Raw genomic sequence first — 13,850 nt, 5'->3', positions numbered from 1 at the left:
TCGTGGTGGGAACCGTTCAATACCACGAATCCTGCATCCCGGCTTTTTTGCGGCCCATGAATTCCCCTTGAGCGTTAACTCAGGCGCCTGGGGCGTTAACTCAGGCGCCCTGGGGCGTTAACTCAGGCGTCCAGCCAGACGTTCTGGAGATCCATCTCGAAAGTCTGGTGGACAGCGTAATTCTTCACCTTCTTGTTCATGTGGCTGTACAGCTTCTGCCAGAACGGCTGAATGATGACGCCCGAATCCTGCAGGATCTGCTCGACGTCCTTCATGACCTCGCGGCGCTTCTCCACGTCGATGAGTGAGAGGGCCTGCTTGAGCTTGGCGTCGAAATCAGGATTCGAATACGCCGTTTCGTTCCAGGCCTCGCCGGTGCGATAGCCGAGCGCCAGCACCTGAACGCCGAGCGGGCGCATGTACCAGATGGTCATGGAATAGGGGTACTTCGTCCAGTCGTTCCAGAAGGTCGACCCCGGCAGCACCGTGCGTTTCACCTTGATCCCGGCTTCGCGCAGCTGGCCGGCAATCGCGTCGCCGGTATTCTTTTGCCAATCGTCCTCGACGGTGATCAGTTCATGCTCGAAGTCGGCCTGTCCGGCCTCGGCCATCAGCTTCTTGGCGCCCGCCGCGTCGCGCGTCCTTTTGGGCAGCGGGTAGTATTCCGGATGGATCGGGCTGACGTGGTGGTTTTCACCTGGGGTGCCCCGCCCGGCGTAGCCAAGTTGAAGCACGGCATTGTTGTCGACGGCCATTTGCAGGGCATTGCGCACTCGCTGGTCATCGTAGGGCTTGTGCGTGATGTTGGTCCGGGCAACGAGGGTCGTCGCTGTCGCGACCTCCGATTTCTCCAGCCCCATCTTGTCGAGGATGTCGATGAAGTCGGCGGGTGTCTCGAAATTGACGTCGATCTCGCCGGAGTCGAATGCATTCACCGAGGCGTTGAAGTCGGTGCCGTAGTCGATGAATTCGACACTGTCGAGCGGCGCTTCGCCGCCCCACCATTTGCCATTCTCACGACGCTTGACGATTGCGTTCTGGCCGACCGAATAAGACACGAGTTCGAAAGGCCCGGTGCCGATCGGCTTGGCGATTGGATCGGCGCCGTCGGCATCGAATTTGCGATGGACCACGAGCGCCGGATAGTCGGTGAAGTTCGGGATCAGCGAGATATCAGGTTCGTTCAGCTTCAGCTTGACCGTGTTGTCATCGACCTTGGTGATTGCCCCTTCCCTGGCCTTGCCGGTTTTTGCATCGATCAGCGCACCGACGCGCGCGGCCATTGAATTACCGGCGGCTTCCTTCTCGCACCAGCGCGTCAGATTGTAGGCAACGTCATCGGCGTTGAAAGCATCGCCGTTGTTCCAGGTGATGCCCTTGCGCACATGCAGCACATATTCGGTGGCGTCGTCGTTGACGTCCCAGCTCTCGAGCAAGACCGGCTCGAAAGTGAATTCGCGCGTGTAGCGGACAAGCGGCTCCAGCCAGCAGCGCGAAATGTTCGCAAGCTCCACCCAGTCGTAAGTGCGCGGGTCCTTCTGTGCCTTCACCGACATCGAAACGCGCAGCGTCCCGCCCTTCTTCGGCTCTTCGGCCAAGGCCCGCTCAGGCACGGCAAGGCCGATCATGCCATAGGCAAGGGCCGTCGATGCCCCAAAGGCGCTTGCCAGCGCCAGAAATTCGCGCCGGTCCATCCGGCCTGCGCGAACATCCTCACCCATCGCCTCGATCGCATTCGGCACGCGATCACCGTTGCTTCTGAAGAGTGCCATTTTTTCTCCCTGTGGTTCCCGTTGGGTCTTCGCCCGTTGCATCAACTAATGCTGTCCGGCAGCCGCTCCTCGCGCTGCGCGATGAAATCTCTCAAGCCATCGGCGATGCCCTCATCGAGCTTCGGCTCCTCATAATCGGCGAGCATGTTGCGCGCTTTCTCGCGCCCCCGGGTATCGTGGTCCTTTGCCCCTTCGGCCTTCCACTGTTCGAACGAATTGAAGTCCATGATGCTCGGTATGAAGAAGGCAGACTCGAAATGGTCGAGCGTGTGCTGGGTGCCGAGGAAATGGCCCTGCGGCCCGACCTCGCGGATCGCCGCCATCGCCTCCTTGAAATCGTCGAACGGGAGACCGCCAGCATACTTGTACCAGCCGACAAGCTGTTCGCAGTCCGTGGCAAATTTCGAATAGCCGCAGGTCAGGCCGGCCTCGAGCCAGCCGGCGGAATGCCAGATGTAGTTGGCGCCGGCAAGGATGGCGGCATGCATCAGCATGTTCGCCTCGTAGCCCGCCTGGGCGTCGTTCAGCTTCGACCCGACATGGAATCCGGACGTACGCCAGGGCAGCCGGTACTTCCGCGCCAGTGCCCCCATCAGATACATCATCTGGGCGGCCTCCGGCGTGCCGCCCATGGGGGCACCAGTCTTCATGTCGACAGTGACCATGAACTGTCCGTAGATCTGCGGCGAACCCGGACGCAGGAGCTGGGTGAAGGCGATGCCTGCCAGCGCTTCCGCATTGACCTGCGCGACCGCTCCCACGGCCGATGCCGAAGTCGAGGCGCCGCAAAGCGCGAAGGGCGCCAGGATCAGCGGCTGGTTGTGGCGCGCATAGACCTTCATCGCGTCCAGCATGGTGGCGTCCCAGACCAACGGCGAGTTGCAGTTGGTGATCGACACCAGCACCGGATTGTCTCGGACATAGTCCTCGCCGAACACGATGCCCGCCATCGCCATCGTGTCTTCGGCTCGTTCCCTGGAGGTCACGATGCCCATGAACGGCTTGTCTGAGTGCTTCAGCGCCGAATGGATGATGTGGAGGTGACGCTTCGGCACCGCAATTTCCATCGGCTCGCAGATGACCGAGCTCGACGAGTGCAGCGCAGGCGCCATGTAGGCGATCTTGTGGAAATTGTTGAGGTCGGCGAGTGTGCCGTAGCGCCTGTTGTTGTCGAGGTCACGCACGTAAGGCGCCCCATACATCGGCACAAATATGGAGTTGTTTCCGCCGACGCGCACCGAACGCTCGGGGTTGCGCGCATTGAGCGTGAATTCCGGCGGGACCTTCGAGACGAGTTCCATTAGAAGAGCGCGGTCGATGCGGACACGTGTCTCGGAGACATCGGCGCCCGCCGCCTTCCACAACGCGATCGCCTCGTCGTCACGGAACTCGCATCCCACTTCTTCGAGGATGGAGAGCGACTCCTGGTGGATCAGCTCCACCGCCTCATCCGGGACCATTTGGTATACCGGAATCTTACGGACCAAGGTTGGAAATGACGCCATGGGAGTTCCCCGCAGCGCCTTGCGCCCCAGGCGGCCGCCGCTGCGGCGGTTCGTGTGTTCGCTCACTTCAACGGCCGGTGCGTTCATGACCACTCCATCCTCCCCAGGCACTCAACTTAGCGAGACGAAATATGACTGTGACGCTGGAAAATCCTGATCTCTTGTATAAGCTCTGCTTATGCGAAGCCTGCGCCACCTATTGCCATCGGCCGGCAGCCTGATCGTCTTCGAGGCCGCCGGGCGGCTGTCGAGCTTCACCGCCGCGGGGCGCGAGCTCGGCATGACGCAGGCCGCCGTCTCCTATGCGGTGCGCGGGCTGGAGGAAAAGCTCGGCGCCAAACTCTTCCAGCGGCGCCACCGGCAGGTCAGCCTGACCGAGGCCGGCGAGCGTTTCCACGCCGACGTCTCGCTCGGCCTCTCGCATATCCGCAAGTCGGCCGAGGACCTGCGCCAGCAGGCGACCGGCGGCCATGTGACGCTTGCCGCGTCAACCGCCTTCGGCTCGTTCTGGATGATGCCGCGCCTGCAGCAGTTCCGCGACGAACTGCCGGGCATTGATCTGCGCATCCAGACCGCCGACCGCGATCTCGACATCATCGCCGAGGGCATTCCGCTCGCTGTGCGCGGTGGCGAGCCACGGGAGTGGCCGGACTATCATTGCCTGCCGCTGGCCGACGAGGAAATCTTTCCCGTTGCCGGCGCCAGCTATGCGGCGAAGTTCGGCCTGCCGCAAACCGTCGAGGAATTGGCGTCACACCGCCTCATCCATCTCGAGGAGCCGTTTCGCGAGGCGGCGAGCTGGGAGGAGTGGTTTCACTCCGCCGGGGCCAGCCTGAAGGAGGCCGACGCCGGGCGAGGCTTGCGCATCAACGACTATGCGCTGGTGATCCAGGCGGTCATGGAGGGGCAAGGCATCGCGCTTGGCTGGCGGCATCTGGCCGAGCGACTGCTGGCATCGGGCCTGCTGGTGAGCGCCACCAGCCATGTGATGAGAACCGGCACGCGCTTCCACATCATCTGGCCGAAGAACCGCGAACTCAGCGACAATGCCCGCAAGGTTCGGGACTGGCTGGCCGCGCAGGCGTGAGGCCATCCCGATAGTGCCCGGTCAAACCGTCACGACAATCTTGCCGAATTGTTCGTTCGACTCGAGAAAGCGATGCGCCTCGACGATCTGGTCGAACGGAAAGGTCCTGGAGATTACCGGCTTTAGCGCTCCCGACATCAATCCGTCGAGGATGAACGCCTTGGCAGCCTCCAGCTTCGCTGGATCGCCAGTGAGTTCGTGGACGAGATAGCCGCGCAGCGTCAGCGTCTTGGCCAGCACGGCGAACAGCGGGAACGGCGTCGGCTCGCGGCTCAAGCCGCCGTATTCGATGAGAATGCCGCCCCGTGCCATCGCCGCCGTCAGCGGCTCGAATATCGGGCCGCCGACCGCGTCGAGCACCACTTGGATGTTGTCCGGGCCGGCGATTTCCTTCAGCCGGGCCTCCAGGTCTTCGTTCGCTGAAGCGATGACGTGGGCTGCGCCGAACTCGAGCAAGGCCTGCTTCTTGGCAGATGTCCGCGTGACCGCGATCGGGGCCGCACCAACGATGTTGGCAATCTGGATCGCTGCAAGTCCGACGCTGCTCGATGCTGCGGTGATGACGACAAAGTCCTCCCTGCCGAGCTTGGCAATGTCGATCAGTGCGCCATAGGCGGTGAGATATTGCATCCAGACGGCTGCCGCCTCTTCCCAGCTGAGCGACGGCGGATGCTTGACCACGAGCTCGGCGGGATATGTGGCAATCGCGCCATAGGCGGGCCAGCAGGCCATCGACAATGGCGGCACGACGCTGACGGCGTCACCTGGCGCAAAACCGTCTACGCCTTCGCCGACCGCTTCGACGACACCCGCTGCCTCAAGGCCAAGACCGGAAGGCAATGGCGGCGTCTGGATATAAGTGCCCGAACGCAGCAGCGCCTCGGCCCGGTTGAGGCCCAATGCCTTGACCCGGATCTGGATCTCGCCCCGACCGGGCGCGGGAATGTCGAGATTCTCGATGCGCAGAACCTCGGGACCACCATGCTCATGAAAACGAACAACACGTGCCATCCGGTCATAACTCCAAAATATTTGAACCGAATAGGCTATGCCAGCGGCCGCCTGGCAGATAAATTGCTGCCTAGGCAGAACAGTAGAAACTGAGAGTTTTGAATATGGATCGCCTTACGAGCATGGCCGTGTTCGTCAAAACCGTCGATCTGGGCTCGTTCGCGGCGACTGCTGCCGCTCTCGACCTGTCCGGACCGATGGTCGGCAAGCATGTTCGGTTTCTCGAGGAGCGTCTGGGCGTGCGCCTCATCAACCGGACCACTCGCCGCCAGAGCCTGACAGACTTCGGGCGCGCCTATTATGAGCGCTGCCGGCTGGTAATCGCTGAAGCCGAGGCCGCGGATGCGCTCGCGGCCGATCAACTTTCCGAACCACGCGGAAAGCTGCGCGTCATCATGCCCGTGCATTTCGGCCGGCGCTGTGTTGCTCCGATCCTGCTGGAACTGGCGCAGCAATATCCCTCGCTCGAACTCGACCTGTCGTTCAGCGACCCCCTCGCCGATCTTGCAGAGGATGGCTGCGATCTTGCCATCCGGACCGGCAATCTGGAAGACCAGGCCGGCGTGATGGCGCGTCGCATCGCGCGACAGCGCATGGTCGTCTGCGCGTCGCCATCCTATCTCGAGATGCACGGGTGGCCACAGCAGATAGGGGATCTCGGCAGCCACCAGGCCATCATCTACCGCCGTTCGGGCCGTGTCGTTCAACCATGGCTGTTTCCGCGCAATGGCCAGCCCGCACTGGAGGTCATGCCGGTCAGCCGCTTGCGGCTCGACGACCTCGATGCGATCGCCGATGTCGCGGCCGCCGGCATGGGGCTTGCCTGGCTGCCATACTGGCTGGTTCGTGAGCGCATTCAGGCCGGCGCACTTGTCCCCCTGCTGCCGGAACAGCCGGGATTTCTTTACGACGCCTATGCGCTATGGCTGCAGACACCTCACTTGCCGCTGAAGGTCCGTCTTGCCGTCGACGCGCTGGCGGCTGGATTGCCCAGGCTCATGACGTGAAGAGCGCGGTCCGTTCGCGGTAAGCCGCGGATTCCTTAATTCTACCTCTCCCGTATGGGCCGCGAATCCGCCTATAGTGCCCTCATGCCCATTCGCCAGCTCTCCGAAACGATGATCAACCAGATCGCCGCCGGCGAAGTCATCGAGCGTCCGGCAAGCGTGGTCAAAGAACTGGTCGAAAACGCGCTAGACGCGGGCGCTGCCAGAGTCGAGATCGTCACCGCCGGCGGCGGGCTGAACCTGATACGCGTCACCGACGACGGCTCGGGCATCCCGGAAAAGGAATTGGCGCTGGCGATCGCGCGCCATTGCACCTCGAAGCTCGCCGACAACATTCACGATATCCGCTCGCTCGGCTTTCGCGGCGAGGCGCTGCCGTCGATCGGTTCGGTGGCGCGGCTGTCGATCCGCTCGCGCACGGCCAACGGCGACAGCGCCGCGGAGATCGGCATCGAGGGTGGCCGCGTGTCCGCCGTCAAGCCGGCGGCCGCCAATCGCGGCACCACGGTCGAGGTGCGCGACCTGTTCTTCGCCACGCCGGCGCGGCTCAAATTCATGAGAGGCGAACGCGCCGAAAGCTCGGCGACCAGCGACGTGATCAAGCGCATTGCCATCGCCTTCCCCGCCGTGCGCTTCACGCTGGCCGGTTCCGACCGCTCGACGCTGGAGCTGCCGGCGACCGACGACAGCCCCGAAGGCCGGCTGCGCCGCGTTGCGCAAGTGATGGGCGCCGACTTTCCGGCCAATGCCATCGCCATCGACGCCGTGCGCGACGGTGTGCATCTGGCCGGTCACGTCTCGATCCCGTCCTTCAGTCGCGCCAACGCGCTGCAGCAATATGCCTATGTCAATGGCCGGCCGGTGCGCGATAAATTGATTGCCGGCGCCATCCGTGGCGCCTTCGCCGACGTGCTGCCGCGCGATCGCCATGCGGTGACTGTGCTGTTCCTGACGCTTGATCCGGCCATCGTCGACGTCAATGTCCATCCGGCCAAGGCCGACGTACGCTTCCGCGATCCGGGATTGGTGCGAGGGCTGATCGTCGGCGCCATCCGCGAAGCATTGGCCAATGCCGGCATCCGTGCCGCCACTTCAGGGGCAGCCGGCATGATGGCGGCATTCCGGCCGGGCGCGGCGTCCTACGCCCATTCAGGACCGGCCAACGGCCACCGCAGCTACGAGGCGGCCTACCGTGCCTCCGGCTCCGCCGGTTTCGACCCGGCCCGCTCGCCGCAACGGCCGCTGGACATGGGGTTTGAAAATACCGAACCAGGAAATGGCGGCTTCGGCGAAAACGATCAAGCGGCGTTCGACGCCGGCCCGCTTCACAGCGCCGACGCGCGTGCCGGACAGACTGAGACGGCGGAGACGCTGCTTGGCACGGTGCTGGGTGCCGCACGCGCCCAGGTGCACGAGAACTACATCGTCGCGCAGACCAGGGATTCGCTTGTCATCGTCGACCAGCATGCAGCGCATGAGCGGCTGGTCTACGAGGCGCTGAAGAACGCGCTGCATTCGCGCGCCGTGCCGTCGCAGATGCTGTTGCTGCCGGAGATCGTCGACCTGCCGGAAGAGGATGCCGAGCGGCTCGCCATGCATTCCGAAACGCTGGCCCGCTTCGGCCTCGCCGTCGAGCGCTTCGGCCCGGGTGCGGTCGCCGTGCGCGAAACGCCGTCGATGCTCGGCGAAACCAACGTCCAGCAGCTGGTGCGCGACCTTGCCGACGAGATCGCCGACAACGACACGGTCGATACGCTGAAGGAACGGCTGGACAGGATCGCCGCGACCATGGCCTGCCACGGCTCGGTGCGTTCCGGCCGCCTGCTCAAGCCCGAGGAGATGAACGCGCTGCTGCGCCAGATGGAGGCGACGCCGGGCTCCGGCACCTGCAACCACGGCCGCCCGACCTATATCGAGCTCAAGCTTGCTGATATCGAGCGGCTGTTCGGGAGGCGCTAGCTCAGCGGATGCGACAAGAGCCGCTCTTCAGCGGCTCTTTTGAATCAGGTGAATCTTCCAAACTTTTGAATCAGCGCTTCAAATTCACCACGATGACGCCGCCGAGCGCCAGTGCACCGCCGAGAATGCCAAGCAGCGTCGGCACCTCGCCCAGCCAGAAGAAGCCGATCAGCGTCGCCACCGGCGAGACCAGGTAGAGGAAGTTCGAGGCGCGCGCCGCCGGCAGCCGGGAAAGTGCGGTTGCCCAGGCGGCGTAGGCGATGAGGCTTGGCACTATGCCGAGAAAGATGACGGCGCTAAGGCCGGCTGTATCCGCGACCGCTGCTTGCGAGAGTGCGTTCGGCAGGAACGGCGCCAGGCAGAGCGCGCCGAGCACCATGTTGGAGGCGGCGATGGTCAGCGGGTGGTGGCGGGCAAACAGTGGCTTCTGGACGATGGTGTTGACGGCCGAGCACAGCGCTGAACCCAGCACGAGCAGCGCGCCGGTGTTGAAATGCAGGCCCTGCCCCTCGCCCATGGCAATGATGCCGATGCCGGCGAAGGAGATGGCTGTGCCTGCCCAGGCCATGGTTGAGAAGCGTTCGCCGAGCAGCGCCATCGCCATGATGGCGGTGAAGATCGGGCTGACATTGATGATGAAACCGGCCGCGCCGGCCGAAACCGTCAGCTCACCGAAATTGAGCATTGCCGTGTAGAGCGCGACGAAGACGGCGCCGCCGAAGACAAAGCGCCATAACTCGTGGAGCTTTGGCAGCGCCGGCCGCTTGACGGCGAGGAAGATCGCCGCCGGTACCGCCGCGATGGCAAAGCGCAGTGCGCCGAGTTCCAGCGGCCCGAAGGCGGCGAGGCCCGCGCGGATCGCCGGGAAGGCGGACGCCCAACCGACCACCGTCAACGCCACCGCAATGGCTGCCGGGGTGTCCATCCGCTGTGTCGAATTCAACGTTCCGGTACAGGCGCTCATTTCATTTCTCTCGCGTTTCATATGCTCAAACACACAAAACGCCTTTCCTGGCCGGTTGACAAACGACCAGATCGAGGATCAGCTGTGACTATGGATCACAGCTCAGATGCGATGCTGCCGCTCGAAACCCTGCGCGCCTTCGACGCCGCGGCGCGGACGGGCAGCTTTTCGGCCGCCGCCGAAAAACTCAACCTCACCCATGGCGCCGTCAGCCGGCAGATCGCCAAGCTCGAGGACTGGCTCGGGCTGAAAGTGTTCGATCGCGGCGCGCGCGGTGTCTCGCTGACGATCGAAGGCAACCGGCTGCATCTGCGCACCACTGAGGCCTTCGCGCTGATATCCAGCAATTCGGACCGCTGGATCGAGCCGCGCGGCACCGCCGTGGTGCGGCTGACCTCGATCCCCTCGGTCAGCGGGCTGTGGCTGATGCCGCGCATGGCGGCGCTGGAAAACAATCCGTCCAAGCTGCGCATCGTGCTCGACGTCGATATCCGCCAGGCGGACCTTGCCGACGAGGGCATCGATCTGTCGATCCGCTGCGGCCGCGGCCGTATCCCCGGCCGCGTCTCGGTGCAGCTTTTCGAGGAACACGTTTTCCCCGTCGCCTCGCCGGACCTCGCCAAGGAGATCGGTCGTGGCGACCCTGCCCGGATGCTCAAATTCCCGCTGATCAACGATTCGGACGCCTCGGCCTGGCGCGCCTGGCTTGCCGCGCAGGACATCGACTATCGCCCGCGCCCACAGGACCGGCGCTTCGAGGATTACAATCTGGTGCTCGATGCTGCCACCCACGGCCTCGGCATCGCGCTGGCACGGCCACCGATGACCGAGCATCAACTGAAGTCAGGCCGCATCGTCGCCGTCGACGACCGCATGGTTCTCAGTCCGATATCCTACTGGCTCGACCGGCCTATGGGGCGACCGCGCGCCGCCGCTGCCGAGCTTGCCCGGCGCATCGCGCTCCAGGCCGGGCTGGCGGCGGAAAAGATCGAGGATTTCATCGTAGCTGAGCAGTAGGATGCCAGGCATCCACTTTGCCGGCTTGCTCGGCTGAAACGGAGCCGACTAAACCCAATCTTGTCTCGCTCCAAGCTTGACCTTGCCGGCAATTTGTGGCGATGACATCGTCATGAACCTTGGCTCCATGTCATGATGAACCGTTTCGAAGGCCCCGGCGGCAAGGAAGCCCGTATCCGCTACCTAGACGGCGACTTCCAGGTGACCAGCCCCGGCGCCTTCGTGCGTTGCGCGGTCACCGGCGAAAGCATCCCGCTCGATGAACTCAAATACTGGAGCGTCGCCAGGCAGGAGCCCTATGTGAGTGCTGCGGCCTCGCTGCGCCGCGAGATCGAGGCACATCCGGAATTGCGCAGCCGGCGTTAAACCAGCTTCCGGATCGGCTCCAAAGTCACCCCTTCAGCTTGCGCTGCCGCCAGGCATCCAGCGTCTCGTCGATGATGCGTTCGGGCACGTGGTCGGGATCGAACACGGTGTCGATTTCCAGCACATCGAGCTGCCCGAGGAACTCGGCAGGCGCAGCATCGTGGCGCAGCCGGGCGGCGTCCTTGGCGGTGGTGATGAGGGCAAGTCCGGCACCTCGCGCTGTCGTTGCCAGTTCGGCAAGCTCGTCCTCACCATAGAAATGATGGTCTGGAAACGACCGGGTCAGCACGACTTGGCCGCCGGCCTCACGGACCGTGTCGAAGAATTTGTCGGGATGACCGATGCCGGCAAAGGCCAGAAATCGCTTGCCGACCAGCCCCGCCGTCCTGCTTGGCCGTGTACGCGCCTCGAAGATCGGCCGGCCGGCGCGCGCCGCCTGGCGGACGACCGCATCGGCAGCAAGGCCCTCGCCCATCTTCAGCAGCGCGCTGGTGAAAACCAGCTGGTCGACGATACCAGCCCTGAGCGGACCGCCAGGAATGACGCGGCCGTTGCCGACGCCGTAGCGCGCGTCGACGACGACCAGCGCGTAATCGATATGGATGCGCGCGCTCTGGAAGCCGTCATCCATGATCAGGAAATCACAGCCATGCTTTTCCAGCAGAAGACGCGCGCCGGCGGCCCGGTTCGGCGTGACCGCGACCGGCGCGTGCTCGGCCAAAAGCAGCGGCTCGTCGCCGACATGCTTGGCGGCGTCGTGATTCGGATCGACGACATGCGGCTGCGCGAAGGAGCCGCCATGGCCGCGCGACAGGAAGCCGGGATTGAGATGCATGCGCCTGGCCTGTCCGGCGAGCGCGATCGCCACCGGCGTCTTGCCGGTGCCGCCGACGGTAAAGTTGCCGACACACAGCACCGGCGCCTCGACCTTTTCGCGCGCCGCCGAGCGCATGCGGCGGCCGGCAATGAGGGCATAGATCGCGGACAGCGGCGTCAGCGCCAGCGCGCGCCAGTCCGGTTCTTCCCACCAGAAGGGTGGCGCTTCGCTGGCCACCTTAGCGGCCGTTGGCGCCCTTGAGGCGCGACTTGACGACCAACGGCTGAATATAGGGCTCAAGCGACTTCAACGTGAGCGCCAGCGCGCCGCGCATCTCGTCGACGGTCGCCGCACCGGCTGCCATCATTTCGTGGCGAGCCACCTCGTTGCTCAAAAGGAAATTGACGGCGCCGGCCAGCATGTCGCGGTCGCGCACCAACTTGGCACCGCCGCTGTCGAGCAGGCGCTGATAGGTCTCGCGAAAATTCTGGACATTGCGGCCGGCCAGCACCGCGGTGTCGAGCATGGCCGGCTCCAGCGGATTCTGGCCGCCCTCGGAGGTGAGCGAACGGCCGACGAAGGCAATCTCCGTCAGCCTGAGATAAAGCCCCATCTCGCCGATCGTGTCGCCAAGCAGAATGTCCGTATCGGCGGTGATTCTTTCGCCCTTGCTGCGCCGAGCGACTTTCAGGCCCATCCCGGAAATCTGCGCGGCAAGCGCTTCGGCGCGATCGGGGTGGCGCGGCACGACGATCGTCAAAAGACCGTGGTGACGCTTGTGCAGCATCGCGTGAACCTCGGCGGCGACCACTTCCTCGCCGTCATGGGTCGAGATTGCCGCCCAGGTCGGACGGACGCCGATCTGGCGTTTCAGCGTGTACAGCGCCCTTTCATCGGCCGGCGGCGGCGTCGTGTCGACCTTGAGATTGCCGGATACGGTAACCGGCCGGGCGCCAAGCGAGAGGAAGCGCTCGCCGTCGATTTCCGACTGGGCGACGACATGGGCGAGATTCTCGAACAGCGCCTCGGCGATGTTGGCGCGCTTCTTCCAGGATTTGAACGAACGGTCCGATAGCCTGCCATTGACCAGCACTTGCGGCACACGGCGCGCGCCGAGCTCCAGGATGGTCATCGGCCAAATCTCAGATTCGGCGATGATCGCCAGATCCGGCCGCCAATGGTCGAGGAAGCGGCTGACCGCCGGCTTGAGGTCGAGCGGCACATATTGGTGGATGATGCGGTCGCCGAGCCGTTCGTCGGCAACCTGAGCGGAGGTGACAGTGCCCGTCGTCAGCACGATGTTGACGCCGTAGTCGAGGATGCTCTCGACCAGCGGCACGACGGCGATGGTCTCGCCGACGCTCGCCGCATGGATCCAGATCACCGGCCCTTCGGGACGCTCGCGCCCGGCGATTCCATAGCGCTCGCGCCGGCGAATTCGGTCCTCCTTGCCCCTGGAGGTGCGCCAGGCAACATAAGGACCAATCAGCGGATAGGCGGCTGCGCCCGCGAAACGATACGCCGTCAGGAAGGTGCGCGCCCAGCGCCCGCTCATTTCGAGCCATCCACGAGGCGATAGGCCTCGGCGGTTGCGGCGTTGAGCGCGGCCGTGACCTCCTGGCGCTTGCGTTCCATTTCGGCCTCATCCGCATTGGCCGGAACGAACACCGGCGTTCCCACGACGATCGACGAGCGGCCGAACGGCAGATTGATCGTGGTCTTGTCCCAGCTGCGCTCCAGCACCTTACGGCGGCTGGTGGCGATTGCCGCGGGCAGGATCGGCCGGCCCGAGAGCCGCGCCAAGAGAACGATGCCAAGCCCCGCGTCGCGCGGCGTGCCATGAGGAATATCAGCGATCATGGCGACGTTCTTGCCGGTGGCGAGCGACTTTTTCAGGGCAATCAGCGCCTTGGCGCCGCCCTTGTCGAGATGCTTCGCGCCTTCGCGTCCGCCCGAGCCGCGCACCGCCTCGATACCGAATTTCTCGATCATCAGCGCGTTGAGCTCAGCATCGGCACTGCGCGATACCATGGCGACCAGCGGCCTTCCCTTGGGGTAGTAGGCAGGGGTCAGAAGATGCTGGCCGTGCCACAGCGCAATGATGCCCGGCTCGAATTGCGAGTAAGCGCCACCCGATATCTGCGCCGATCCGTCGACAACGCGGTTGGTCAGGCGGATCAGACGAACGAACTGCGCAAATAGGCTGGCGATGGCGTTCTTGACAAATCGCGATTGCGCCAGCGGTTCGCGAATCTTGCGCCAGAATGTCCGCGGGGTGCCGCTAGGATGCCTCCTGACTCCAGACCTCGTGGCCGATCCTTTCACCGCTTCATGATCCATCGATT

12 protein-coding genes are annotated in these 13,850 nt (G+C 64.1%); 5 read left to right on the top strand and 7 right to left on the bottom strand.

Annotation, left to right across the window (positions count from 1 at the left end):
- Positions 1-122: 122 nt before the first annotated feature.
- Positions 123-1,772, bottom strand: coding sequence for an ABC transporter substrate-binding protein (locus CIT25_RS16850; protein ID WP_095485835.1), 1,650 nt, complete (start codon positions 1,770-1,772; stop codon positions 123-125).
- A gap of 41 nt (positions 1,773-1,813) precedes the next feature.
- Positions 1,814-3,364, bottom strand: a complete 1,551-nt coding sequence (locus CIT25_RS16845; protein WP_095485670.1) for a trimethylamine methyltransferase family protein — start codon at positions 3,362-3,364, stop codon at positions 1,814-1,816.
- Between the two features lie 91 nt (positions 3,365-3,455).
- Here CIT25_RS16845 and CIT25_RS16840 point away from each other — a divergent pair, with 91 nt between their 5' ends.
- Positions 3,456-4,364, top strand: a complete 909-nt coding sequence (locus tag CIT25_RS16840; RefSeq protein ID WP_095485669.1) for a LysR substrate-binding domain-containing protein — start codon at positions 3,456-3,458, stop codon at positions 4,362-4,364.
- A gap of 21 nt (positions 4,365-4,385) precedes the next feature.
- Here the strand turns inward: CIT25_RS16840 and CIT25_RS16835 are convergent, their stop codons facing one another.
- Positions 4,386-5,375, bottom strand: coding sequence for a zinc-dependent alcohol dehydrogenase family protein (locus CIT25_RS16835; protein ID WP_095485668.1), 990 nt, complete (start codon positions 5,373-5,375; stop codon positions 4,386-4,388).
- A gap of 104 nt (positions 5,376-5,479) precedes the next feature.
- Between CIT25_RS16835 and CIT25_RS16830 the strand changes: the two genes are divergently transcribed.
- Together CIT25_RS16830 and mutL are read left to right on the top strand one after the other, a co-directional pair.
- Complete coding sequence (locus tag CIT25_RS16830) at positions 5,480-6,382, top strand: LysR family transcriptional regulator (RefSeq protein ID WP_095485667.1); 903 nt, start codon at positions 5,480-5,482, stop codon at positions 6,380-6,382.
- Positions 6,383-6,466: 84 nt separating this feature from the next.
- Positions 6,467-8,341, top strand: a complete 1,875-nt coding sequence (gene mutL, locus CIT25_RS16825) for a DNA mismatch repair endonuclease MutL (protein ID WP_095485834.1) — start codon at positions 6,467-6,469, stop codon at positions 8,339-8,341.
- A gap of 70 nt (positions 8,342-8,411) precedes the next feature.
- On the opposite strand, the gene CIT25_RS16820 is transcribed toward mutL, so the two are convergent.
- Positions 8,412-9,305: a DMT family transporter gene (locus CIT25_RS16820; protein WP_095485666.1), complete on the bottom strand. Its 894-nt coding sequence runs from the start codon at positions 9,303-9,305 to the stop codon at positions 8,412-8,414.
- Positions 9,306-9,395: 90 nt separating this feature from the next.
- Here CIT25_RS16820 and CIT25_RS16815 point away from each other — a divergent pair, with 90 nt between their 5' ends.
- Positions 9,396-10,322, top strand: a complete 927-nt coding sequence (locus tag CIT25_RS16815) for a LysR substrate-binding domain-containing protein (RefSeq protein WP_095485665.1) — start codon at positions 9,396-9,398, stop codon at positions 10,320-10,322.
- A gap of 132 nt (positions 10,323-10,454) precedes the next feature.
- Entirely contained in the window at positions 10,455-10,688 is a 234-nt protein-coding gene (locus CIT25_RS16810) for a DUF2093 domain-containing protein (RefSeq protein ID WP_027153867.1), read from the top strand.
- A 25-nt stretch (positions 10,689-10,713) separates the two neighbouring features.
- Here the strand turns inward: CIT25_RS16810 and lpxK are convergent, their stop codons facing one another.
- From lpxK to CIT25_RS16795, 3 genes are read right to left on the bottom strand one after another with little or no spacing between them, the layout of a single operon-like run.
- Entirely contained in the window at positions 10,714-11,742 is a 1,029-nt protein-coding gene (lpxK, locus tag CIT25_RS16805) for a tetraacyldisaccharide 4'-kinase (protein WP_095485664.1), read from the bottom strand.
- Between the two features lies 1 nt (position 11,743).
- Positions 11,744-13,060 (bottom strand): lipid IV(A) 3-deoxy-D-manno-octulosonic acid transferase, encoded by a 1,317-nt coding sequence (waaA, locus tag CIT25_RS16800; RefSeq protein ID WP_095485663.1) that lies wholly within the window; start codon positions 13,058-13,060, stop codon positions 11,744-11,746.
- Entirely contained in the window at positions 13,057-13,845 is a 789-nt protein-coding gene (locus CIT25_RS16795) for a lysophospholipid acyltransferase family protein (protein WP_095485662.1), read from the bottom strand. The genes waaA and CIT25_RS16795 overlap by 4 nt, the downstream gene beginning before the upstream one ends.
- Positions 13,846-13,850 lie beyond the last annotated feature (5 nt).

The sequence above is a fragment of the Mesorhizobium mediterraneum genome, from assembly GCF_002284565.1.
GTDB classification, from domain to species: domain Bacteria; phylum Pseudomonadota; class Alphaproteobacteria; order Rhizobiales; family Rhizobiaceae; genus Mesorhizobium; species Mesorhizobium mediterraneum.
Note: the sequence above shows the minus strand (reverse complement) of the source record. Positions and strands in the feature narration are given on the sequence as shown.